This window comes from Streptomyces lacrimifluminis (assembly GCF_014646095.1).
In the GTDB taxonomy this organism is placed as follows: domain Bacteria; phylum Actinomycetota; class Actinomycetes; order Streptomycetales; family Streptomycetaceae; genus Streptomyces; species Streptomyces lacrimifluminis.
The window spans coordinates 1-23,739 of the sequence record NZ_BMMU01000057.1; the positions used below are offsets into that span (position 1 = coordinate 1).

Annotated in this window: 20 protein-coding genes and 2 pseudogenes; 7 read left to right on the forward strand and 15 right to left on the reverse strand. The window is 67.9% G+C overall.

Annotated features, from left to right (window positions below):
* Nucleotides 1-32: 32 nt before the first annotated feature.
* The 11 genes from cas6 to IEY89_RS42135 form a co-directional block, all read right to left on the reverse strand.
* Entirely contained in the window at nt 33-896 is an 864-nt protein-coding gene (gene cas6 / locus IEY89_RS38410) for a CRISPR system precrRNA processing endoribonuclease RAMP protein Cas6 (RefSeq protein ID WP_189152169.1), read from the reverse strand.
* Between the two features lie 52 nt (nt 897-948).
* Nucleotides 949-2,151, reverse strand: coding sequence for a hypothetical protein (locus tag IEY89_RS38415; protein WP_189152170.1), 1,203 nt, complete (start codon nt 2,149-2,151; stop codon nt 949-951).
* A 51-nt stretch (nt 2,152-2,202) separates the two neighbouring features.
* Entirely contained in the window at nt 2,203-2,688 is a 486-nt protein-coding gene (locus IEY89_RS38420; protein ID WP_189152171.1) for a hypothetical protein, read from the reverse strand.
* On the reverse strand, nt 2,685-4,184 hold the full coding sequence (locus IEY89_RS38425; RefSeq protein WP_189152172.1) for an RAMP superfamily CRISPR-associated protein: 1,500 nt from the start codon (nt 4,182-4,184) through the stop codon (nt 2,685-2,687). Before IEY89_RS38425 ends, IEY89_RS38420 begins: the two co-directional genes overlap by 4 nt.
* The gene (locus IEY89_RS38430) at nt 4,181-5,551 is read right to left on the reverse strand and encodes a type III-B CRISPR module-associated Cmr3 family protein (protein ID WP_189152173.1); all 1,371 of its coding nucleotides are present in this window, start codon (nt 5,549-5,551) and stop codon (nt 4,181-4,183) included. Before IEY89_RS38430 ends, IEY89_RS38425 begins: the two co-directional genes overlap by 4 nt.
* Nucleotides 5,544-6,122 carry an RAMP superfamily CRISPR-associated protein gene (locus IEY89_RS38435; RefSeq protein WP_189152174.1) on the reverse strand — a complete coding sequence of 193 codons (579 nt, stop codon included), beginning with the start codon at nt 6,120-6,122 and terminating at the stop codon, nt 5,544-5,546. The genes IEY89_RS38430 and IEY89_RS38435 overlap by 8 nt, the downstream gene beginning before the upstream one ends.
* Entirely contained in the window at nt 6,113-7,621 is a 1,509-nt protein-coding gene (locus IEY89_RS38440) for a Cas10/Cmr2 second palm domain-containing protein (RefSeq protein ID WP_189152175.1), read from the reverse strand. The genes IEY89_RS38435 and IEY89_RS38440 overlap by 10 nt, the downstream gene beginning before the upstream one ends.
* Entirely contained in the window at nt 7,618-9,738 is a 2,121-nt protein-coding gene (locus IEY89_RS38445) for a TIGR03986 family type III CRISPR-associated RAMP protein (RefSeq protein ID WP_189152176.1), read from the reverse strand. Before IEY89_RS38445 ends, IEY89_RS38440 begins: the two co-directional genes overlap by 4 nt.
* Before the next feature lie 265 nt (nt 9,739-10,003).
* Nucleotides 10,004-10,255 (reverse strand): CRISPR-associated endonuclease Cas2, encoded by a 252-nt coding sequence (locus IEY89_RS38450; RefSeq protein ID WP_189152177.1) that lies wholly within the window; start codon nt 10,253-10,255, stop codon nt 10,004-10,006.
* Between the two features lie 6 nt (nt 10,256-10,261).
* The gene (locus tag IEY89_RS38455) at nt 10,262-10,444 is read right to left on the reverse strand and encodes a hypothetical protein (RefSeq protein WP_189152178.1); all 183 of its coding nucleotides are present in this window, start codon (nt 10,442-10,444) and stop codon (nt 10,262-10,264) included.
* A complete protein-coding gene (locus tag IEY89_RS42135; protein WP_189152179.1) occupies nt 10,426-10,596 on the reverse strand; it encodes a CRISPR-associated endonuclease Cas1 in 171 nt (56 codons plus the stop codon). Before IEY89_RS42135 ends, IEY89_RS38455 begins: the two co-directional genes overlap by 19 nt.
* Between IEY89_RS42135 and IEY89_RS38465 the strand changes: the two genes are divergently transcribed.
* Nucleotides 10,528-10,671, forward strand: a complete 144-nt coding sequence (locus IEY89_RS38465; protein WP_189152189.1) for a hypothetical protein — start codon at nt 10,528-10,530, stop codon at nt 10,669-10,671. The two genes, IEY89_RS42135 and IEY89_RS38465, sit on opposite strands and share 69 nt — an antisense overlap.
* Nucleotides 10,672-11,166: 495 nt before the next feature.
* Here the strand turns inward: IEY89_RS38465 and IEY89_RS38470 are convergent.
* Nucleotides 11,167-11,352 (reverse strand): annotated as a pseudogene (locus IEY89_RS38470) (ISKra4 family transposase); the annotation flags it as partial.
* Between the two features lie 983 nt (nt 11,353-12,335).
* Between IEY89_RS38470 and IEY89_RS38475 the strand changes: the two are divergent.
* Nucleotides 12,336-16,235: a hypothetical protein gene (locus IEY89_RS38475; protein ID WP_189152181.1), complete on the forward strand. Its 3,900-nt coding sequence runs from the start codon at nt 12,336-12,338 to the stop codon at nt 16,233-16,235.
* Here IEY89_RS38475 and IEY89_RS38480 read toward each other — a convergent pair.
* A complete protein-coding gene (locus IEY89_RS38480) occupies nt 16,223-16,636 on the reverse strand; it encodes a transposase family protein (RefSeq protein WP_308437486.1) in 414 nt (137 codons plus the stop codon). The genes IEY89_RS38475 and IEY89_RS38480 overlap by 13 nt on opposite strands.
* Here IEY89_RS38480 and IEY89_RS38485 point away from each other — a divergent pair.
* The 3 genes from IEY89_RS38485 to IEY89_RS38495 all read left to right on the forward strand — a co-directional run bounded on the left by IEY89_RS38485 (nt 16,557) and on the right by IEY89_RS38495 (nt 19,159).
* Entirely contained in the window at nt 16,557-16,739 is a 183-nt protein-coding gene (locus IEY89_RS38485; RefSeq protein WP_189152188.1) for a chorismate-binding protein, read from the forward strand. The two genes, IEY89_RS38480 and IEY89_RS38485, sit on opposite strands and share 80 nt — an antisense overlap.
* Before the next feature lie 74 nt (nt 16,740-16,813).
* Entirely contained in the window at nt 16,814-18,250 is a 1,437-nt protein-coding gene (locus tag IEY89_RS38490; protein ID WP_189152183.1) for a restriction endonuclease, read from the forward strand.
* Nucleotides 18,251-18,403: 153 nt separating this feature from the next.
* Entirely contained in the window at nt 18,404-19,159 is a 756-nt protein-coding gene (locus IEY89_RS38495; protein ID WP_189152184.1) for a transposase family protein, read from the forward strand.
* Nucleotides 19,160-19,223: 64 nt separating this feature from the next.
* Here IEY89_RS38495 and IEY89_RS38500 read toward each other — a convergent pair whose 3' ends face one another.
* Nucleotides 19,224-20,312, reverse strand: a complete 1,089-nt coding sequence (locus tag IEY89_RS38500) for a S8 family peptidase (RefSeq protein ID WP_189152185.1) — start codon at nt 20,310-20,312, stop codon at nt 19,224-19,226.
* A 115-nt stretch (nt 20,313-20,427) separates the two neighbouring features.
* Between IEY89_RS38500 and IEY89_RS38505 the strand changes: the two genes are divergently transcribed.
* Nucleotides 20,428-21,399, forward strand: a complete 972-nt coding sequence (locus IEY89_RS38505; RefSeq protein WP_189152186.1) for a hypothetical protein — start codon at nt 20,428-20,430, stop codon at nt 21,397-21,399.
* A gap of 35 nt (nt 21,400-21,434) precedes the next feature.
* Here IEY89_RS38505 and IEY89_RS41335 read toward each other — a convergent pair.
* Nucleotides 21,435-21,575 (reverse strand): annotated as a pseudogene (locus tag IEY89_RS41335) (IS5/IS1182 family transposase); the annotation flags it as partial.
* Nucleotides 21,576-21,778: 203 nt separating this feature from the next.
* Between IEY89_RS41335 and IEY89_RS38510 the strand changes: the two are divergent.
* Entirely contained in the window at nt 21,779-23,683 is a 1,905-nt protein-coding gene (locus tag IEY89_RS38510) for an nSTAND3 domain-containing NTPase (protein ID WP_189152187.1), read from the forward strand.
* The last annotated feature ends 56 nt before the right edge of the window (nt 23,684-23,739 follow it).

The window sequence follows — 23,739 nt, forward strand, 5'->3', positions numbered from 1 at the left end:
TCCAAGCCGTCCTCACCCTCCATCTGGCCAGCTCAGACTGAGGATGGAAAAGGCTCACTGCCGGGCTTGCCCTGCGCGGTGCGGTTACGCGGTGGGGGCTTGTCGGTTGGGGGCAGGGGCGAGGACACCGTTGGAAGCGGGGGCTGCGGGTTCCGCGATGTCGGTCGTGTGTCCTGGGGGTGGAGGGTCGTAGTGGTCCAGCCCAGGCCGTGGGCGGTCTGGGCACCGGTGCCTGCGACTTCGGCGTAGGCGGAGAGGGAGGTGAAGGCCGAGGCAGTGTCGGGTGGGGTGGTGTGCGGGAGGGTGAAGGTGGCGTGGCCGGTGAAGCCGGTGCGGGTGGTGGGGCCGAGGTCGGCGGGGGCACTGCGGAGTTCGTGGGCTGTGAGGCGCACGGTGGCGAGGAGGTCGGTGATCAGGGGGTCGGGGAGGGGGTGGGGGGCGAAGGTGTTCCAGCGGCGGGCGAGGTTCGCGTAGAGGAGTTCGGGGTCGGGGAGGGGGATCCAGCGTCCGCTGCGGGTGAAGTGGGTGACGGAGAGGAAGGTGAGGGTCGCGGTATGGGTGGCGGGGAGTGCTTGGAGGGCTGGGTAGGGGGCGCTCGCGGTGCGGATGTCCTCGATGGTGAAGAACTGGGAGCCGAGGCGGACGCGTTCGCCGCGCAGGGTGTCGAGGGGTGGGGTGGTGCGGTCGTCGAGCCAGCCGAGGACGAGGGTGGCGTGGCCGGGGTGTTGGGGGACTTCGACGAGGGGGGTGATGGAGAAGGGTTTGGTCTGGCTGTAGTGGTCGGCCGTGGTTCCTTCGAGGAGGGCGCAGGCCAGGCCGTGGAGTTGGGCGGGCGGGACCTGAGTGGTGCGGGTGGGATCGGCGGGGCGTAGGAGGAGTTGCCAGCGGGTGGGCATCAGGGCTGGTCCTTGGTGTGCGGGGTGAGGTTCACCCGGTGCGGGGTGCTCGTCACGGGGTCGCCTGGGCAGAGCCGGGATCAGAGCCGAGGACCGGAGCCGGAACAGGGGCAAGGGTGTTGAGGAGGTCCCTGTGGTGGTGGACGATGCTGATGTTCTCATTGGCCGTGAGCCAGCCGAAGGCGATGGTGATCGGCAGCGGCGCGGTGATGAAGAGGCGGGTTTCGATGGCTCCGGTCCCGCTCTCGGTCTGCCAGGCGTCCTTGGCGGCGGCCCAGGTCTGGCGCAGGTGCGCCGCGACCGCTTCGAAGGCATCCCGGGTCTCGGGGAGGTGTCCGGCTGAGGCCTCGATGACCAGGTGGGCGCCGCAGGGGCTGCCGGCGGCCTCGTGGTCGGACTCGTCGAAGACGTAACCGGTGTGGGTGGCGTCGGAGGGACGGCGTACCTGGCCGGTGCGGGCCACGTGCCTGGCGTCGTCGGTCATACCGGCGACCGGGGTGAGGCGGACGATGAGGGCGAGACGGTGGCGGTGCCGCGCCGGGCAGTCCGGGTGGGCCACGGGCCGGGCATGGGCGGGGGTCGGGGCGTGGGTGTGGGTCTCGCCGGGGTTGGATCGCGGGATGGTGGCGGCGACGAGGGCCTGCTGCGCCGGGGTGAGGGGCTGGGTGAGGTGGCTGCCGAGGACCACGCCGGGTACGACGGTCGTCTCGTCGGCTCTGGAGGAGTGCATGACGGTGAGTGAGGTGTGATGGTCGTTGAAGAGGCGTCGGCCGAGGAGGAACCCGTCGCGCATCTGGGCGAGGGGGTAGAGGGTGACGTTGCCGTCGGCGCCGCTCGACTTGTACTCGTCGACGCGGGCGTCGATGAGGTTGGTGACGAGGTCGGCCCGGTCGGCCGGGGACAGTGGCCGGTCGCCGGGGCGCAGCAGCCGCGGGTCGATGAAGAGGGTGCTCGCGTGGTTCTTCGCCGAGGCGCGTCTCATCTCGGTGACGCGGCTGGTCTGGGTGAGGGACTGGGGGAAGAGGGGGATGACGACGCCGACGCCTCGTTCCCGGCGCAGTACCCAGCCGAGGACGACGGTCACGGCGGCGACCAGGAAGACGGCGAGGTAGAACCAGCCGGAGTCCCACAGCTTTTCCAGCATGTTGGGGACGACGCCGAGGGCGAGGGCGGAGAAGGCGGCGATCATCAGGGTGCCGAGGCCGTCGCGTGTCCGGAGGAAGCCCCAGAGCTGCCGGTACCAGGGGGTGTGCATACGGGTACTCCCAGCTCGGGGTTCGGGGTTCCGGGGTCAAGGTGTCCGGGGTCAGGGTGTGGTCGCGCGGACGAAGGTGGCCGGGGTGGGGCCGGGGAGTTCGAGGAGTTCGAAGGTGAGGGCGTGGGCCTCGGTGGGCAGCGGGCCGGCCTGTTGGTCGTCGGGGGCCCAGGGGGTTCCGGGACGGATGTGGACGCGGACCTGTTCGCCGTCGTCCTGGCCGGGGCGGAGGGCTGCGACCAGGGCGTGGGCGCCGTCGATGCGCAGGCGCAGGCAGCGGCCTTGGTCCCAGGCCCACAGGTGTGTGGACAGCGGGGTGTGTTGGGGCAGCTGCTCCGCTGCGGCGACGTGGAAGCCGTCCAGGTCGGCCCAGGCGCACGTGGTGCCCGCCAGGACGGAGCGCGCCTGGGGCCATTCCAGGCGGCCGATGCGTTCGAGGCGGGCGGTGGCGGGCCGCGCGGTGTGCTGGGCTTCGGCATACGGCACCGAGGCCGGTTCCCGTTCCGGTGTCGCTCCGGGTGCCGGTGTGGTCGTCATGCCGGGATCTCCTCGGTGGCCGTGGGTGTGGCCTCGGCTGCGGTGGGAGCGGGGATCGGGAGGGTGTGGTGGGCCCGTAGCGTGTCGACGGCCGCGGCGTGTTCGGCGGTGAGCCAGTCGGCCGTCCGGGGCTGTGCGGCGAGGGTGCCGTGGCCTCGGGTGGTGCCGCCGCCGATGCCGGTCGCGCCGTCCGCCAGGTCGGCCAGGGCCAGGACCAGGGCGGCGCGCACCACGTCGGGGACGTGCCCGTCGTAGCGGATGTGCAGGCTCAGGTGGCCGTCCTCGACGGATTCCTCCGTGTAGAGGGCGTTGTTGCGGGCGCCGCCGAAGATGCGGTCGAGGGCCACGTGGTTGCGTATCCGTACGGTGCCCTCACGGACCGGGGAATCGGCGAACAGCAGGTGTCCGCGGGCGCCGACCGTCTGCGGCTGCTCCCCTTCGTACGCGTGCGCGGTGGTTGTGGGGCGTTCGGTCCAGCCGAAGGCCTCGCAGACCGGGCAGGTGCCGCAGGTGCCCACCGCGCCGTCCCCGACCGATGCGCACACGCCGCCGATGCCGACCGAGCGCAGAATGAACTCGACGCGGGCGCGCAGGACGCCCTTCCAGGTGCTGCCGGGGACGAGGGGGATGTTCTCGTGGTCGCGCAGGATCTGGGCGACACCGGTGCGGCGGGCCGCGCGGTCGGCGACGGTGCCGGATCCGATGTGCAGGGCGTCGGCGATGCGGAAGCCGAGGGCTTCACCGAACAGGTATGGCTCGTCCGGGGCGCCGCCGGGCCGGTGGGCTCGCTCGTGGGCGACGGTGGCTTGGTCGTCGACGAGGCCGGGGCCGCCCTCGGTGAGCCAGTGGCGCAGTCCGTCGGGGGTGGGCAGGTCGATGATCCGGTGGCGGACGGTGACGAGTTCGGCCCGGCCGTAGCCGGTGGTGCGTCCGGCGCCGATCCGGGGCCGCCACGCGCCCAGCAGCGCGATGACTTCCTCGACCAGCACGTCCTGGACGGTGTCGGTGTCGATGCGCAGCCAGAAGGTCAGTTCGGTGCCAGGCGGGAGGAGTTCACGGTCGTGGAGGGAGGTGGCCTTCGCGGCGGCGCGGTGCCGGTCGACGGCCGTACGGCGGCGGCGTGTCGGCTCGGAGTCGGGCAGGGTGAGCCGGGTGCCCAGGACGCGGACCGGGGAGGCGACCGCGGTGGTCCCCGCCCGGCCGTCGGCCGTGCCGTTGCGCACGCCGCCACCCTTGTCTTCGCCGGTGGCGTCGCCCGTACCGTTGGCCGGGTTCTTGAAGACGTCGCCGAACAGAGGGCGTCGCCGGTCCTCGGGAGCGTGCTGGCGCAGTGACCCGGTCAGGGAGGTGGCGGGCAGGTAGGGGGTGCCCCAGCCGTCACGGGCCAGTGGGAGGTCGGGGCGCAGGACGGAGCCGACGGTGTGTGCTTCGGGGGCGGCGACCGCGGCGGGGCCGGTGAGTTCCAGTTCGGCTTGGAGGATGTGGACGACGCTCATGGGCTCGGGGTTTCCTTCTCCGTCAGCCGGTGCAGGGCCGTGAGGGTGCCCAGGGTCCTGTCGAGGACGTCGACGGGCGCGGTCAGCAGCATGGCGGTGACGGCGTCCCGCTCGTAGGGGGTCAGCCGTCGCAGGCGGGGGCGTTGCAGCAGCGTGGTGTTCCGGTTGCCGGAGGCAGTGGTGATGTCTTCGACGTAGGTGCGGAGGTTGTCGGCGAACCAGGCTCCGTGGCCGGTGCTCAGGAGCATCCGTGCGTACGACTCGGCCGGGTCCTTGGCCTCGTCCCACCCGGTGTCGGCGGGTTCCGGGGCGGGGTCGATGGTCTGGGTCCAGGCGGTGGTGGCCGTCTCCAGGGCGCCGAAGCCCTCGTTGCGCCGCAGGCCGATACCACGCCCCGTCAGGGTGAGCAGTCCGTCGGGGGCGGGGGGCCGGTCGAAGGCGAGGAGGAGGACGGAACCCGCACCGGCGGCCAGTTCGACCGGTTTGGGCAGGCGGGAGGCCGCGTGCCAGCCGCCCACCCGCTCCCCTCGCGTCCAGACCCGCTCCACGGCGCTCACCCGTGCGCCGCCGAGCAGCGGTGCGAGTTCGGCATCGAGCGTGGCGCGCAGCGTCTGCCGGTCGGCGAGGTCGAGGGGCAGGCCGGCGGGGTCGGTGAGGATCGCGGGCGCGGTCAGGCGCAGCGCGATACGGTCGCCGGTCGGCGGCGGGACGGTCTCGGCCGGGCCGGGGCGGTAGGTGACGGCGCCCGAGGTGCCGCGGCGCCCGCCCAGGCGCAGCCGCCGGGGTGCGGCCAGCCACGCCGCCGCCCTGGGGGGCAGTACGGCGGCGGGGGTGACGCGGCCGTGGAAGGTGCGTTCGGTGCCGTCGGCTTCGCGGTGGGTCAGGGCGCGGCGGGTGAACAGCAGGCTCTTCTCCGCGATCTGGCGGGCGTCGTCGATCTGCAGATGGGTGCTCTGGGTGACCAGCCCCCGCCCCGCGGCCCCGGTGAACTCGACCTCGCCCCGCCCCGGCACCAGGGGCCCGCACCCGCACGACGGCTCATCCCCGCTCCCGGCGTGCGGGAAGGCCTCGTCGACGACCGTTGGGCAGTGCCGGTACTTGCAGCGCAGCACCGACAGCGGGACGACGTGTGAGCCGGTCGCGAACAGCGGCCCGTAGGAGACCTCGCCCTCGAACAGGGCGATGAACTCCCGGCGTTGGGCCTCCGGCACCTTGCCGGGCAGGCCGTGCTCGGCGATCCACGCGGCGGCCAGCGCGCCGCGCAGTACCGAGCCGGGGACATGGAGGCGGGTCTGCACGGGGGCGGTGCCGGACGGTCGGACGCCCAGGGCCAGCGGCTGGTGGGCGGTCACCTGGACGTCAAGCATGCTGGTGGTTCCTCCACTGCTCGGCGAGCCCCGTGAACCGGGTGATCAGTTCCTCGTCCACGCCCGGGTCCTCGGGCATCCACCGCACCCAGCCCAGGCCTCGGCGCCGGCCCGAGCCGAGGCTGTGCACACCGGCGGCGGCGCAGGCCAGGACCGCCAGCTGGCCGTCCCGGTCCAGGGGCGGTCCGCCCGTCTCCGGCAACGGCCCGTGCTGGGTGACGGTGAACTCCGCGGCGTGTGCCCACACCTCCTCCCCGTACATCAGGTGGTCGCGGAGCGCGGCGCCCGACTCCTCGTCCAGCCGCACGCGCGCCCGCGTGGTCACCACAGGCACCTCGCCGGTGAAGCGGGCTGCGTCCCAGCCCCACGCGGTGGGGTGGCGCGGGCCGCCGAAGACCGCCTCCACCAGGCGGGGAAGGCCGGGCAGGAGCCGTTCGGCTGAGTCCCGCATCAGCCCCTTCAGGGACGAGGCGGGCAGCAGGCTGTTCCGGTCGACGGCCGCGTCGATGCCGGGCCGGCCGCTGCCGGTCGCGATACGGAACGGGCCGTGGAAGGTGATCGTCACGCGCATGGCCACCACCGGGAGAGATTGAGGGCCGCGCTCAACCCGACGCCGGACACGGGCGGCTGATCGAGCCGGTCGAGCCTGTCGAGGGGAGGGAGGAAGGGCCGCACGGCGTCGAGGTGGCCCACCACCCGGTCGGCGAGGGCCGCCGCCGTGAGCGGACCGCCGGCGCGCGACGCCTCGGTCAGCCGCTCCCGGTGGCTGGCCGGCACCCGGGTCAGCCGCGACAGCGCGGTGGCCGCCATACTCGCGCCGCCGTTCCCGGTCCGCAGGACCGACAGGGCCAGCGGTGGATGGCCGGGGGCCTCGGGGCCGTCGGCGGTGACGTCCAGCCACTGCACCGACGCCTCCCGGCCGCCGAACGCCCGCTTCGCCTCCGCCAACCGCTGCCCCGCCGACTCGACCAGCAGATTCAGCGGATGCGAGGCGTGGGCGACGACCACACCCGCCGAAGCGGTCGGCGGCCCAAGCGCGGGCAGGTGCGCCCCCGGCTCCCGGCGGTCGGCCCGCAGCCGGTTCAGCCGGTCCAGGATATCGGCCGTCGCCTCGCGGACCAGGCGTTCGAACTCCGCCAGGAAGGTGAGGGTGAACTGCCACGCCTGATCGGCGGGAAGGCTCACCAGTACGTCGTCACCGCCCACAACGTGCGGTACGAGGCAGAGCCGCTCGTGTTGTGACGTCGACGGCAGTTCCAGCGTCGCGTTGGCCAGCGCCTCACGGGTTGCTGCCGACAGCGCCTCGGACAGGGTGGCCTTCGCCGTCCGCAGTTCCGGATCCCGGCTGCCCTCGTCGGCCAGGGCTTTGAAGAACACCCCGAACGCGTTGCCGTCCACCGCGATGGTCGCCAGATGATTACGGCCCGACGCCGCGCTACCCAGCGCGGCCAGGGCGGTGAAATCGTCCGGCCCGGGCGCCAGGCCGATGCCCCGCAGCAGCCGTCCCTCCGGGCTGCGCTCGTCGGCCACCGTCTGGCTGCGGGACACGTTCCGCATCGAGCAGTCCAGGCACAGCGCCTGCCGCGTGCCGTCCGCCATCGGCTCGACGCCCACCGCCGGATCGATTTGGCACATCCGGCACGGCAGCGCCAGCGGGAACTCCGCCACCGGCGGCAGGTCGTGCCGTACCTGGCCACGTTGCGACTTCGGGCGCAGCACGTGCGCGTACACGGCGAGGTAGAACTCGCCCTCGCCCCACACCGAGTGAAACTCCGCACCGGGCAACGCCCGGCGCAGATGGGCGAACACGACATCCTGAAGCCGCCGTACCCGCCCCTCGACATCGTCCGTATCCCGCGCGGGAAAGCGGAGGCTGACCACCCCGTCCGCCTTCCCGGCCTCCGGGTTGACCTCCGCCAGATCCCCGGCCACCCGCCCGACCGCGCCGGCGGCCGTCGCCTGCGCCAGACAGTTACTCGCAGCCCGGTGCCCGCGCAACCCCGCGGTCCGGGTCAGATACTGCTGGATACGTGCGGCCCCGAAATCGACGTACACATGCGAGCCGGTCACCGTCCCTTCCTCTCAGGCTTGTTCTGCTTCTGCGGGACGGCGTTCATCGCGGGGCTGGGCGCCGCGGCGGAAGGCAGCTGCTGGTAGGGGAACTCGGCGCCCTTCTTCCAACCGCCGTCCGGTTTCTCCGTCCACGACGCGCCGCCCGTCGTCTCCTTCCAGAACGTGAAGGACGGCAGCAGCGCACTCGGGTCCAGCGGGCGGCCCGGCTCCGGCAGAGGACCCGCAGGCGGGTACCACACCTGGTGCGGTGGGGCCCAGTCCAGCCGCAGCACCTTGGCCAGCTGCCGTTTCCAGATGTCCTTGAGCTCCCTGGACGCGGTGCGGCGAAACGCGTCTACCGCTTCCTCCACCCCGAGCAACGGGACCGCCTCGCCGAGGTAGCGGCTCGCCGCGTCGTGCAGGGCAATCACCGTGACCTTCGAAGTCACAGTGCCAAAGCCCAGCGGGCGTCCGCCACCCACGGCGAGGCCGTACTCGGGGCGCTCCCCCGCGCTCCCGTCGGCGTAGTCGCGCAGGAGAAGAGCGGGGTCCAGCGCGCACAGCAGCCCGCCGAGGTCGGCGTCGCTGAGATTCTCGAAGTGGACCCGCGCGGCGAACACCGATCCCGCCGGCACGGACTCGCCCTGCGAGAGCATCTGGTTCGTCGGCTTGTACACGTCCTCGTGGAACACGCTCGGCTTGTCCGCGCTCGCCCGGAAATACGGCCGCTCACCGGGCGTGCCCGTCAGCCAGTACTGCTTGCGGCCGCGCAGCCTGCGCGTGCTCTTCCCGTCGCCCTCCGAGCCCCACTCCCGCAGCGGCGGGGCGTTCTCACCGACGGCGGTCTTCCCCTCGGAGCCCTGGTCGCGGTTCAGATAGAACTGGCCGGCCCCCGGTTTCGGAGCGCCCATCGGCGGCAGCCACTCCCGTTTCACCTCGTACGCGGCACCGGGAACGGCGTCACCGAAGCGGACATGGCCGCGGTACGCCCTCTGCTCCGCACGTCCCTTCGGACCCTTCCCCTCCGTGTCCGCCGAGCCGAAGATCCGGCAGCTCGGGCACAGTTGGCCTGGATCCGTACAGGCCAGCGCGTGCTCGGGAACCCGCTGCCGGGCCTTGTCCACACCGCCCGCGTGACGCCACACCACCGCCAGCGCGATGTCCCGCACCCATACCGTCCCGTCCCCGGTCTCGGCCCGCACCCATACGACCTGGTCCTCGTACAGCCGGCGGCGCGCGGCGATCCGACGACCCAGGAGTTTCCCGTCCCCGGGGTGCGACACGTCCACCCAGCACGGCTTGGAGTCGTCCTGATCCGGCTGCTGCCGCAACCGCCGCATGTCGTCGGTATCGTCGACCGCGTCCAGGAAGGTCTCCCACACGTCGTCAGGGACCACCGCACCACGGACCGTGTCCTCAAGCTCGCCGGTAGCGCAGAAGTAGCGGCCCCGCAGTCGTGCACCACCGTCCGGGTTCCTGCGCGTCCCGCGCCTGGTCCGCGCGTCGGTGACCAGCACCACCCGGTCACCACCACCCCGCACCAGCGCCGGATCCTCCAACTGCAGGCGCTTCAGCACCTCCTTGCCCGAGCCCAGCAGCGTCACCCGGGCCCCGGTCCGCAAACCTTCGGCGCCGCCCAGCGCGCCGTGCAGCGCCGCGGACTCCACCCACACCGCCGGCTGCGGACACAGCCTCATCCGCAGCGGCCTGCCGTCCTCGTCCGCCTCCTCGACCCGGGCCAGCCGCCACCCTGGCGTACGACCGTGCACCTGATCGCGATACCCCGGACGGAAGTCACCGTCGAAGACCCGCAGACACCCGCCCGCGATCGCCTCGTGCAACGACCGCACCGCACCCGCCAGCGACGACCCCGGCAGATACGGCACCGGCCCCTCGAACCCGGGTAACAGCCGCCGGGGGAAAACACCGTCATCACCGGCGTACACCTGCCGCAGCAGCAGCGGACTCCGCGCGGTCAGCGTCACCTCGACAACCCCCGAGTAACACCCCTCCACCAACTGCCCGTGCCCCGCGGGCTCCTTACGCCATCCCGGCTCCGGTTCCCCCTTCGGCACCTGAACGAAGGTGTACGGGTTGACGAACCCGCTCTGCCCCACGCCCGCCCCATCCGACACCAGACCCTCCCCCGCACACCGGCCAACACAATGCCCGAGGAACATTCAGTACCGGTGCACGCAACCCGCACAACCCGAATCCGGATATCCACCCGCCAAGTTGACCAACCCGCTGAACACCTGGCACACGCCCACACCGCTCAACCGGGCCCCGCACACCGGGCGTCAAGGCGCGGCCCGCCTTCTACGGAGCGTGCGACCACCAGTCGAAGTCCCGCGTCGCCCACTCCCCAAACAGGGCCCCGACCCGGGCCTTCCGAACATGTCAGCGCGACGTCACATCCGGCCAACAAGCGCACTTCGTAGCCAATGTCTGCGGGACGGAACGGCAGTGGGGGCTGATGTGGAACGAACACGGCACCCTTCCAGATCTTGAGGCGTAGACACCTTCATGATCCAGAAGGGCCGGTTTGACGCTGTACTGGACCCGCGCCCCCTGGGCGGCCAGTAGATCGAAGATCTTGCCTCTCCGGTCGTCGTCGGCGATGTCGTAGCTGACCAGCAGGGTGTACGGCATGTGTGCTCACCTCCAGCCGATGGGTGTGTACGCCGCAGTTCGGTCAGTGATGACGTCGGCGAGGTGGCAGGCCCGCACGGTCAGCGCCTTCCGGTAGGAGACGCAGCGGCCGGCCGAGGGATGGTGGGCCGCGGTCAGCATGCGGCGCTCGTACGTTGTCAGGAAGGTCCTCAGTGTGTCGCGGTCCATACAGGCACCCCATTTCCTCTGGTCTCGTCCGTCGTAAAACCGGCGGGGCCGATCTTTCCCGAGGTGCACAGGCCGATGACGAGATGGTCGACGATCAGCGGCCGGAACCCCTCGACCAGGCCGAGGGCCAGGGACGGGCGGGCGCGGTGCATCTCGTGCAGGTATCCGACAGCGGGGTGGAGGCCGGCCAGAACAGGGCGTTGACGGGGTCGGGCGGCGGCGTGTGAAAGCCCAGGTCTGGCCAAGGATGCGGCCGAGCGCGGCGAAATAGTCGCGGGTCGCGGCGCCTACCACTCCCCTCAGCGCGGCCTCGGACGAGAGCAGCAGCGCGGGCCTGCAGGCGTCCGAACCCGTCGACTACACGCGGATCCGTGTTTCCATACCCAACGGTTTTTAGTCACTGTGGAACCTGATGGACATCGGCTGGCATACACCGCGCCGCGGCTTGTCGTACGGGCCCCCGCACGTGCTGCACGAGGCGGTATAGAGGGCGGCTGCCGGGGGCATGCGGTCGGCGGGTTCAGCTCACACACGGGATGCCGCCATGACCTGCCGGGGTTCCCCCCACCGTCATGACCTGGGGTCCTGGTGAGGCAGCAGCACCCGGTGCCGACGCATCCACGTCACCGTGTGGTTGAACAGCGCCACCGGCCCTAAACGTGCATCCGCGCCCGCCCATGCACAGCGAGTTGGGTGCGGCTCTTCTGGAGTGAGCCCGCCGGTCAGGCCAGGAGCTCGTAGTTGTGTTGGTCGAGCCGGGGGTAGAGGCGTTCGCGTTCTCTGTGGGTGTGGAAGATCCAGTACTGCGGGAAGTCGCCGTTGCTGATGAGGGCCCGAAGAGTCAAGACGGCTTCGGCTCCGGGGACGGTCCATCTGCTGCCGGTGATATCGAGCCGGTCGGCCACCATTATCTGAACCATCGCGAATCCGTATCAGGCCTCTGGGTCGGGGGCTGTCCGGTGCTCGGGGTGATGGTGTTCGGGGCGACGTCGTGGAAGCGGGGCACGCCGAGATCTGTGGTCCGGCGTACTGATTCCTCGAGCTGGGCGATCTTATTGTTGGAGGCGGAGAGGCTGACGTTGAGGCCGTCGACCTCGCCGAGCCAGCTGTGCTCGCGGGCTTCGTCGATCCGGGCGAGGAGGTTGTCACGGATCTCGAGGAGTCGGGGGTTCCGTAGGCGGGCCGGAGACGCCCGACCGGCGCTGCGAAAGATCCCCTACACCTCCAGGTCCACCACCACCGGCACGTGGAACTCGCCCACGGCGCACACCACTTCGAGTTGGAGTGCTGGCGGCACAACCAGACGTGGGCGAAGGACGTCACGGTCCCCGAGACCGTGGCGCACGTACGGGACTTCGTCGACCAGGCGCTCGCCGGCGCTCCGCCGGATGCCTTGGCGCCAGCCACACGTGCCGCGTCAGACATGGAAAGTTTTCCAACCTCGCGTTCATGCGAGTGATGGGCGAGGACGGCCTTCACGACGTCGGTGATTCGGGTGGTGCTTCAGTGGAGCTTCCGCAGGAGGCACCGCCCCTTGGGGGTGGCCATCGTCTGCTCGCCGAGACAGCGGACCTTGGCGTGGGTGGTGTTGTGGCGGTGCTTCCGCCGCTTGAGGCGCCGGCCCCGAAACGCATTGCCTAGTGCCGTTGCGATCTTCGGTCGACCCGAAGGGCGACCGACATGTGAGGCCCGTGAAGGTAGGGGGCTGCTTCGGCGTCGCGCTCCTCGGTTGCTCCAAAGGACACATGCCGCACGGCAGGGCCGTCTGGCTTCCTCGCCATGAAAGACACGTTGCGATCCCTTCGAACCCCGGCGGGGCTGTGCTGCATATGGCGTGGCGGGGGGAGGAGAATGGTCCCGCGCAGATCTCGGTGAGCCGGAGGGGCGAGGGGTGCTGTACGAAACCGCACAGGGTGCGCTGGAACAGCTCACGGATGATCAAATTCTGGAACGGGTGGCGCTATGGGTGCTGCGGAAGCGGTACCCCAACCTCCGGCCCACCAGCGCTACGGGTGATACCGGTCTCGACGGCTACAGCCAGCCTTTGTTCGAGGACGGGATCGACGTGGCGTTGTGGGTCAGCCTGCAGAGCACATGGAGCGCGAAGCTCACCATCGAGTTGAAGAAGCACAAGAAGCACGGGCGAACGGCGCCAGCCTTCTTCGTGACGAACCGCTCGACGAACGAGATCAAGAAGGGGCAAGAGCGGGAGCGGGCAAAGACGGAGTTCGGGGTGGACCTGGAGATCGTCGACCTTGCCGAGCTCGTCACGGAGCTGGAGTCGGACAGTCTGCGATGGGTGGCCGAGGCCGAACTGGGTGTCCGTCCGCGCCAGCCCCGGGCCCTGTCCACCGCGGAGATGTACCTGGAGCGACTCTCCGGCACCGTCCCGGGGATGACCGCCGAACTCCACGGCACCACTGAGATCCAGGATCGGCTCCGTACCGAACTCGGCGCGGAAAGCCCCGCAACCAGGATCGTCGTCGTGGAGGGCCCTGGAGGCAGCGGGAAGACCCGGCTTGCGATCGAGGCGGCCCGATCCGTCGCCACGACGCTCGTCGTCCCCTCCGGCGCACCTCTCACACCGGAGGCGTTCAGCGAGGTGGGGCTGGACGGTCCCCTGATTCTCGTGGTCGACGACGCACACCGCAGCGAGAGCCTGAGCGCGGTGGCGGCCATGCTCGCCGATCCCCGGTTCGACCGGGTCCGCCTTCTGTTCACCCTCCGCCCCGGCGAGCGCGAGCGGACGCTCTACGCTGCCGGCGCAGAGCAGAAGGCCAGCGCCCCTGTCGTGCTCGGACGTCTGGAAAGGCTGGAGATCGACAGGATCATCACCGACCACGGCATCCACCACGAGGAATTCCGTAACAACGTCATCAACCTGGCTGTCGGCAACCCGCTGCTCGCCCATGCTGCATGTCAAGTGGCCCTGACCAGCGGGACGTTCGGCTGGGCTGATGCGTCGGAACTCTTGCGGAATCTGGTGGCCAACCGGCTCGTGGCGATGGACGATCCCAGCCTGCACCGCGCGGTCGCGGTCGCCCTGGCCCTGCTGACCAGGGCCGGCGACCTGGACGGCCACCATGGCGGCAGGGACGTTGCCGTCCTCCACGGCGCGGTTTCCGGCCTTCCGTCCGAGCCGGATCGTCTCGACCGGCTTCTGGACAACCTCGTCGACGCGGGCTTGGTGGACACGCCGCCCTACACCTTCCGCCCCGAGCTCGCCGCCGTCGTTCTCGTGGCCGCCGCGCTCACCCAGGGTGCCCCCGTCCGACTGGACACCCGTACCGCCCTGCAGCAACTGGCAGCCCAGGCCGGGATTTCCTCGGGGAGCACGCCACAGGAGAACGCGGAAGCACTGGGCAGTGCGGCGCAGCGCCTTGGCCCGCCGATCGCCGTGCTGGCCGATGCCGCCCGGAGCAGCGGTAACCAGGCAGCGGGCGCGGCAATCGCGCAGTTCGTCCTCGGCTTGCTGCCCGAAGACGCCTCTCTCGGTCACTGGACCAGCGTCGTGCACCTCGCGTACCGGGCTGCCCCTGCCGATCAGTCACTCCTTGTGCACCTTGCCGCACGGCTGGCCCGGCAGTGGCCGGTGCCTGCCTCCGGCCAACTCTGGGATGACGAGGACGCCTCCGCCCACTACCGGTTCGAATTGGACAAACTCTGCGAGGAGTTCGCCCGACTGGCACGACGCACTGATCCGCTGGCAAACCCGGCGGCGGTGGCGGCCGTCCTGGACATCGCCTGGCTGGCGGACGCTGTCCGGCCTGCGTTCGGCGACGGGCAACCTGGTGCTCTCCTGCGGACGTTCGAGACATGGAGTGCCCCACGCAACTTACACGCTGGGGGCTGCGAGGCACTGACAACGAGCCGCGGTGCCCTACTTGACGCCATCTCCCGGTGGGCCCGGGATCGTGCGGCCGAGCCGCCGCTCGGGCTCGACCCGGAGGACGCCGCGAAGCGGGGGCCCCAGTCCTTTGCCCGCGTGCTTCTCGCGGCCCTGCAGCCATTCCTGAATGTCACCGCGGAACGGGTGCGGTACGGCACGCCGGAGCAGGCGAATACCTTCAACATCCGCATCATGGTGCTGCCCGACGTGGCGGCGACGCGGGATCAGCTCAACCAGGCCCTCGACCTGCTCGCGCCGCTACTCATGGAGCAGGTGCTGAGTGAGCCCGAGCACCGTCACCTCCTCAATGCCCTGGTCGCCCTGCCCCGGCAACTGCGCCAAACGGCGGCCCTCGGTCTGCCCGGTAGTACCCAGCAGCCGTTGCCCGCGTATGCCGACCAGACCCTGACGGCAGCTGCATCGCGGTTCGCCAGCAAGATCGCTGAGCATTGGACGGGGCTTCCGCTGTCCGTACGACGCCGGGCAGCCGAAGCCGCGCTCGGGATGGGACGTTGGCGTACCGATCTCACCGCTGCGGCCGCGGCCGGGGAACCAGTTGCAGCAGCGGCACTCGCCGACCAGGAGCTCGCCAACCTTCTGGTCGTTCAGCCACCCCATACCTTCAGCGGCGCCTGGCAGGAGGACATCGCAGCCCAAAAGCCCGCCGCCGTTGCGCTGGCCAGCGCGCTGACCACTGCGCAGGCAGTCGATCTCCTGGAAGCCACCGACCCCGACGTCTCCGGCACCGCGCATGAAGTCCTCCCGGCATTCGCCGCAGCGGTAGGCGAGAACGCGACCGATACCATCTCCGTCCTTGCACGCCTGGCCCGCAGTCCCTTGGCCGCGGAGGCTGCGCTCCTGGCTGGACTCGCTCACCGGCACCCAGAGCAGGTGTGGCAGTGGGTGTCTGAGCGGACGAGCGACACCAGGATCGCGGGACTCGCGCTCGCGATGGTGGACGACCACCCCGACCACGAAGAGCCACTCCTACACACCCTCGTGGAAGCAGCCACAGGCACAGAGAACGCAGAGTCGGCCGCAATCTGCGAACAAGTCGCCCACCACTTGTGGCACTGCACCAGATCAGCCGACGATCGCCTGGCGCGCCTGGGCCGACTGGGTACCCGGGGGCCGGAGCCGGCGGTTCCTGCGGTTCTGGTGGCGATTGGGATGGTCCTCCTCCCGGGGCCGCAGGTGGCCGCCTCAGCGGTGGCCGAATGCTCTGCTGTGCTGGACCGCATGCTAGCGGCCGAGCACCTCAGTCGAGGTCTCAACGACTACCTTGCCGCAGACGCGGCGATGCAGATCGCACGCCGGGTACCTGAACGGTTCGCCAACGTTCTGGTGGGCCACATCCGCCAGGGGCATCCCTTGCCGACCATGTGGGCGGAGTACATCGAACGCCTCGGTACCGAGGTGCGCGACGAGATCACCGCCGCATTCGTCCACCACTGGTCCACCGCACCGATCACCGCACCCGATGAAGCCGCTGAGTCTCTGCTGCGCCGGGCGTTCACCCAGATCGGCAGAGATACCGGCGCATGGTCGCGCACGCTGTACGAATGGGCGAGCGGCGCGCCGAGCGCGCGCCGTCGAGCCGCGGAGGCGATCCAATCTGCCTGGTCGACCGCCACCTGGGAAGAGATCGTTCCGGCCCTGCTCACCGCCAGATTGGACCCGGAGAGCCAGGAACTGCTCCTGCACGGTTTGACCTCGGTGGACGGTGCCTTCACCGACCCGGCCAGCGTGATCAGCCCGCGCCGCGAAGCCGCGGAGAAGCTGCAGAACCACCCCGACACCGTGGTGCAGGACTTTGCCGCTGCCGCAGTAGCTCGCCTCGACAGCTTCTCCTCGACGTTCCAGGATCTACAGAACCGTGCCCGCAACGGCTATCTCCAGTAGTGAACCGGACGGCTGGCGGCCCCACAGTGTCCGCACGGGTGTACAGGGGCCGGTCGGACGGTTTGGCGGACAACGTAAAGGCGACTTTCCCGCCGTGGACGTGGATCGAGTGCGGCCCTTCGCATTGGTAGGGACCCGCTTCGTGCCCACTGGCCGATCGAGGCGAAGGAGCGCGCCCCGGTCAGCACCGCCGAGCAGGCGATCAGCACCACACTCACGAACGAGTGACGATTCCCGCGCCGATGCCGCGGGTCGGCCAGGGTCTGCAGCCGCAGGGTCAGCGGCCCGATCAACCGGTGCTGACGGGTCACCGCCACCGGCATCCCGAAGGCACCGGCGTATCCCGTCATCCGGGCCCTCGAAGGAGAGCCTCGCGGCCTGTACGCGGGTGCCGTCGCCATCAACACCCTGCGAGCCGCCGGCCACACGAACATCGCGGCCGGACTCCGCGAGATGACCTACGACAGCTTCCGCCGACCGCTGGACCTCCTCGGCCTCTCCTGACCAGCACTCACGCAAGATCAAAAGACTTTGCAACAGCCCTGAGCGGACGACTGACATGATCTGAGATCGGCCGCATGTCGAGCCTGACGAACCACCATGGACAGGGAAGCGGAGGTCAGGAGCGGCGCGCTACCGATACCTTATGGGTAGTTGTCCAGACGTGCGGGCAGGGAATGGGATACGACACTTCCTTGGAAATTGGCGATAAGTACACGTTTATGTGGCGGAAACACGCCAGCGAGCTACCTCGCATGCTATTTAGCTACGATCAGTTGCGGATTGATCCCGTAGATGACCTTGGGTCTGGCGAAGTCCGCTACTCCGTAAAATTTATGGGCACTGTCAAGCAATCCCTCGAAGCCCTTACTAACTACGGACTTGGCTGGAAGGCTGCAGTTTCTGCCTACGCGGCTATCCGCATTGAGCGCGGGCAGGCGACGTGGTCGCTCATGGCTGACAATCGCTCAACCGACGACTGGGAACAGATTAAGGAAAAGCTGGAGCAGTTTTCCAAGATCCCGGCCGAGGTCGATCTACTGCATCTCGGGCGGTTGATGTTGAAGCAGATAGAGAACGATACAGATGAGATCGTGCTACTAGAAGGTCTTACGAACGAAGAGAACTTGCCGAACCCGTTCACTGACGCTTTCAAGGCTTACACGGAAGCGGAAATGTACGATCCAGCTCGAAAACATGAGATTCTGCGGGCTGCTGAATCACTGGTCCATCTTCAGAGGGATGCGCCTCTTCTAGCGTGGCCTCTAATAGTCTGCGTTCTCTTGTGGTGTCTTCCGGCAGACGCTCCCATGGAACTAGATCTATCAGATGATGCTGCAGAGGCCTCCCTGGCGGGCACTGAAGAAGACGCCCGTACCTACGCGGCACAGTACTGGCACGATTCGTCAAAGGTACTGGCCGGAACAGCACAATCTCTTGCTCGCCTTTTTGGTGTCCTCTCATCATTCGACGGCGAGTTGAGCGGAGAATATTGGGCTACACGTTCAGTCGAGCTTCTTCATCGACTGCGTGAGCTAAACGAAAGTCCGGACCTATATACGACAAAGTTGAGGGGTGATGCTCTAGAAAGCTTGGTGGAAGCGATTTTGCGCGCTGAAGGAAACGGGCTGGCAGTTGTAGAAAAAAACTTTCGAACAGCCGAGGAAGAGATAGATATTCTTGTAAGTAACAATCTCGCGGACCCCTTCTGGGTTGCCCAGGGAAGTCCTCTTATGCTAATCGAATGCAAGAATTGGAAAGACAAGGTTGGCATGCCGGAGCTCCGCATTTTCGAGTCCAAGCTACAAGACCGGGGTGCTCTGTGCCGTATCGGCATCTTCGTATCTCTGTCCGGATTCAAGAAAACTTTCCTGGAGCGCTTGAAGCACTTTCAGGCTACGGGGGGAATCATCTTTGCCATCGATGGTGCTGACCTTGAGCAAGTGGTGAGCAGTCGGCAGCGATTGACGGATTGGTTGCGGCAAGATGGAATCCGGAAAGCGCTGGGAAGGTGAGCGCCTCGTAAACCTCGCAAGCGAAGAAGGAGTGAGCCCTTTCCAACCTGACGGCGGTGCTGGGGTGCTGGCGGGTGTGGGCTGTACGGAACGACGAAGCTCCTGGTAGGCGTGTTCTCGACCAAGATCACCCGTGTCCGCCAGGAGCTTCGCGTGCTTGTCTACCCGTCCTCGATTGATCTCTCCAGCCGCACCCTGCGGTTCCTGGCCGGGCAGCTCTCCGGGCGGCAGAGGCAGATCGGGACGCGGTGGCGACGACTGCCGACTGGCCGTCAGGCCCTCCTGGTGCTGGCCCACTTACGGTGCGGCGACACCTATGCCCAGCTTGCCACGGGTTTCGGTGTCGGGATCGCGACCGTCTACCGCTACATACGTGAGGCAGTCGAGATTCTCGCCGCCCTCGCTCCGTCCCTGGCTGAGGCGATGGTGACGATCCGGACGAAGGCGTTCGTGATCCTGGACGGCACCCTGCTGCCGATTGACCGGATCGCCGCTGATACCCCGTACTACTCAGGGAAGCACAAGCGCCACGGCATGAACGTGCAGGTCCTTACCGACCCGTTCGGGCGACTGCTCTGGGTCTCACCCGCCCTGCCCGGCTCGACCCACGACCTCACCGCGGCCCGAAACCACGGGATCGTTGACGCGCTCGCCGCCGCAGGGCTGAAGTGCTGGGCGGACAAGGCATACCAAGGCGCTGGCCGCCACATCCGAGTCCCCTTCCGCGGCCGTCGGCTCAAGCACTGGAAGCGACGGCACAACAGCACTCACGCCAAGATCCGCTGCGTCGGTGACCAGGCCATGGCCGTACTGAAGGGCTGGCGCCTTCTGCGGAAGCTTCGCTGCAGCACGACCCGGATCACCGACATCGTGAGCGCAGTCCTCGTCCTTCACCACGCTTCAACATGAGGTTGGAAAAATCACGGACACCCGCACCGTGGCCATCATCTGGATCATCACGGGCCCCTGGGCGTCAGGGGAGGTAGGCGCCCGAGACGGCGGCGGCCGCAAAGGAAGTGCCGAACAAGCGGGTCCCGTCGGGGAGGGTGCCGAGCGGCTGGGCGTCGCTGCCTCCGTAGGCCTCCTCCGTGATCGCTCCCGGGGGCGGTGTGCAGTTGTACGAGGCACGCGCGCCCGTGTCGTCCGTCGCGAGGGCGACGACCGCGTCCGGGAGGCAGGCCGGGTATCCGGACGTCTGCGCCCAACCCCAGTTCCCTGCGGCGGCCACCAGCACGGGCGGTGCCACCTCCGCGGAGCAGTAGCTCAGCAGGTAGTCGACGCTTCTGCCCAGCGAGGTGGCGCACTGTCCCGACACGTCGGTGGTCAGACTGGCGTTGACCAGGTCGTACTCGCCTGACCACAGTGTGTACACAAGGCCGGCCAGCACTTCGTACGACTCGCCCTGGTTGTCCTCGCGGAGCACGCGCAACGGGTGGATGTCGGCGCTGCTCCGGACGGCTGTGATGACCGCGGCGACCGCCGTGCCGTGTCCGTGCGGGTCTGCCGCCGGTGTTGTCGTGATCCCCACGTCGTGGCAGTTGATGAAGTCGATCATGTCGTGGGCGGCACCGCGGACACCGGTGTCCAGCACCGCGACGCGGTGGCCGTTCGCGGTTGGCCCGCTCGGCACCGCTGGTGCGCTCTGTACGAGCGCGTCCAGCCCGTCCGCGTTGAAGGCGTCGTCAGGGATGCCGGCGACTCCCTGCTGAGCGGAACGGAACCGGTAGCCCGGCTCCCACACCAGGTGAGGCCCTTCGTGGTAGGGGGGGTGTGCGTCCCAGAAGGCAGACCGCCCGCGGGGGCCCCGCATGAGCTCGGCCTGCAACTGCGCCGTCGCGCGCATACCGAGGCCGGGCGGGTGGTGCGCGACGGCGATGGCCGGGCTCCACGCGTCCTCGAAGCGATGGGCGGCCTCCCGGTGGACGTCGTGGAACCTCACCATCGTTGGCCGCTCGATGCGGAGCCGGTCCGGTGTTCGCAGTGTCTCCCAGCGCCCGATGAGCCATTCGATCTCCCACCGTGGCCCAACCACGGTCGAGTAGCCCGCCCAGTCCTCGCACATGGGTGCCCTCCTCTTCTGCGAGCAGCGTAGGTTCGCCGCGAGCACGGGGCGTGCGGACTACGCCAGCCGGCCGCATGCCCGGGCGGGTCCCCGCGGATTCCCGGAACCTGGTGCCATGGCGGAAGACGCGGTGCCGTACCGGTACGGGCAGTACATGGTCACGGACGACGAGCTGGCCGGGTGGACGGTGTACCGGGCCAGGTTCGACAACAAGATCCTGGGGATCGAGGGCCCCTGCCCGAACTGCCGCCACCCCACCAAGCTGAACGTGGACCGGTCCGTCGTGGCCCGCGGCCAGAGCGGGCGGAAACCGGCCCTCGCCCCCAGCGAGCGGATGACCAGGATCTGCGAATGCGCCTGCGAAGAGCTGCACGGCTCCGCCGACGCCGGGGAACCGGTGAAGACCTGCGGGAGCTGGTGGCTGGTCACGATGCCGCTGGACCCGGACGCGGATCCGCCGGTGCGCGCGGCGACGGACGCCTCGATGCTGCCCGCGCTGCGTGCCATGCAGGAGGTGACGGCGACGGAGGAGGGCACGGTCCGGTCGTCCGCGGAGAACTGGATCGCGGCGGTGACCGCGCTGCTCGGCCTGTTCGGGCTGGCAGGGGTGCTGATGGGCAAGGACGCGTTCACGGGCCTGAGCGGGTGGGCCCGCCTCGTCGGCGGCGTGTTCACCGCGGCCGCGGTCGGCGGGGCGGCGTTCGCCGTCGTCTCGGCCTACAAGGCGGCGTACGGGTGGCCCGTAGAAGTCGATCTCGGCAACGACCACCTGCTGACCACCTGGTTCCACAACCGGCGGGAACGCCTGAAGCAGGCAGCGAGCCAGCTCGGCCGCGCGGTGGTACTGGCCCTGTGCTCCCTAGGTGCGCTCACGGTGGCCATCGGGTGCATCTGGTTCTGGCCGCGGTCGGGCCCGAAGGAGGCTCTCGTCGAGGTGACGCGCGGCAACGACGCCAAGGTATGCGGCACGCTCCTCAGCTCCAAGACCGACCGCGAGCTGCGGATCAGGCGGCCGAACGGCGACATCGAGACCTTCGGCGCGGCCGACCTGAGGTCGGTCAAGACCGTAGGCAACTGCCCCTCCTGAGCCCCGCGCCTCCCCGGTCGCCCGCTGGACGAGGGGGACAGCACCAGGAGGGCCTGACGGCCAGTCGGCAGTCGTCGCCACCGCGTCCCGATCTGCCTCTGCCGCCCGGAGAGCTGCCCGGCCAGGAACCGCAGGGTGCGGCTGGAGAGATCAATCGAGGACGGGTAGACAAGCACGCGAAGCTCCTGGCGGACACGGGTGATCTTGGTCGAGAACACGCTTACCAGGAGCTTCGTCGTTCCGTACAGCCCACACCCGCCAGCACCCCAGCACCGCCGTCAGGTTGGAAAAGGCTCACTGCCCCTCTGTGCGCCGGTCGACACCGCGCCGAGGACAAGTCTCCTGACTTGTTGCGGGAGTTGCCGCTCAGAGCCCGATAATGGAGTTGGCGCCAACAGGGGAGGGACATGGAACGTTCGACCTGGGTCGGCTGACAGACTTCGACTTCGAAGCTGTGTGCAAGGACCTACTCGAAGCAGAACTTGGCCTGAGGCTTGAGATTTTCGCTTCTGGTGCAGACGGAGGGGTCGACTTGCGTCACCTTCGCCCAGCGGAAGATTCGCTTATCGTGCAGTGCAAGCATTGGCACAGGTCCGGACGGGCAAAACTGATCGAGCACATCCAAAGGGTGGAAGCGGAGAAGGTTGCGAAGCTAAAGCCGCAGCGATACATCCTTGCGACTTCTGTTTCGCTTACCAAAGGCGCTAAGGATAAACTGTTTGAAGCGTTGAAGCCCTACGTCAAGACCCCCAGTGATATTTATGGGAAGGAAGAGATAGACGCGCTCCTGCGGAAGCACGATCAGATCGTTCGCAGGCATCTACGCCTCTGGCTTACGAGTGCTTCCGTTCTCAATGCGCTGCTGGTGAAAAATGTTGTCACGCGCTCCCAAGAGTTGGCGCGAGAGTTCGAAAATACACTTCGGACCTACGCTGCAAATCCTAGCCATGCAAGAGCTCTGGAAGTACTTGAGAGCAGGCATGTGTGTGTGATTGCCGGAATTCCCGGCATCGGAAAGACAACCCTTAGCCAGGTTCTGAGTGCTCACTACATGGCCATGGGGTATGAACTGGTAGAGATCTCGGAAGACGCCGACGAAGCAAATCACCTGTGGAATGATGAGGTGGCTCAGGTCTTCTATTATGATGACTTTCTCGGGCAGACGACGCTCGATGAGAAGCTTGGAAAGAATGAGGACGGTCGACTTCTGTCGCTGATGAAGCGCGTCTCGAATAGTTCAAATAAGCGGTTCATTCTTACGACCCGTGAATACATCCTTGCTCAGGCTAGACAGCGGTACGAGCGCCTGGACAGGCATCCGTTCGACGTGCATACGTGCGTCATTGACCTTGAAGACTACACATATAAAGCCAGAGCTTCCATCCTCTACAATCACGTTTATGGCGCGCCGCTGCCACAAGACGTCAAAGAATCATTCGCCGATCTCCAGGTCTATCGTCCAGTCATCCAGCACCGTAACTTCAACCCGCGGATAGTGGCTGTCACTCTCGCGGATTCCCGGTTGTTGTCAGGCCGCCGGGAATCACTGGTGGACGACCTGATTGCCAACTTGGAAGACCCGCATCGAATCTGGGATCACATTGTAAGAAATCAGCTCGGTGAGATCGACCTGAAGCTACTTAGGCTCATTCTTTCCTTCATGTCGGACATCCGCCTGGATGACTTGCAGGAACTCTGGCTGGAATGCGGTGAATCCTTGCGCGACTTGCGTAGGGCGTTGGGCGTCCTTGATGGGACGATGCTGAAAAGCGTGGAACAATACGGCAAGGTTCATATTGGTTTCCATAACCCATCTGTACGGGACTACCTTGTGAACTATGTGCAGTCAGATATAGGGGAAGTCGCTTCGCTGATAGGTCTCGTGAAAAGGTATGAGCAGCTAGAGGCTCTTTGGCTTGTTTTCCCTGCCCGTGGCGGGGGCCCCATGGCCGAGAAGTACAGAGAACGTCGTGAGTTGCTTGAAGGCGTTGCATCAAGTGTATTTCACGCTGAGCCTGTCAACCTGCGACCTCCGCTCGGAAAGAACTATGTGCGTCGCGCTTGGCTGTGTTTGGAAATGGGCAGGGATCTTGAGTCGGAAATCATCCTACAGTTGGGCCTGGAGGCGGCATCCGACGAAGACACCGTATTGAATGCTTCTGATTCAACCAATATCGACGCCCTCTTGCAGATCCTGGCTCAAGATAACACCGTAGGTGGGGAAGTCCTCTCTAATTGCGTTTCCTGGGCCGTCGAATGGATTATGGGGGATCTGAGCGACTGAGCTTCTTCGAGCTGGCCACCGATCAGGTGACGGTCCACGAAGCACAACGAGCGAGG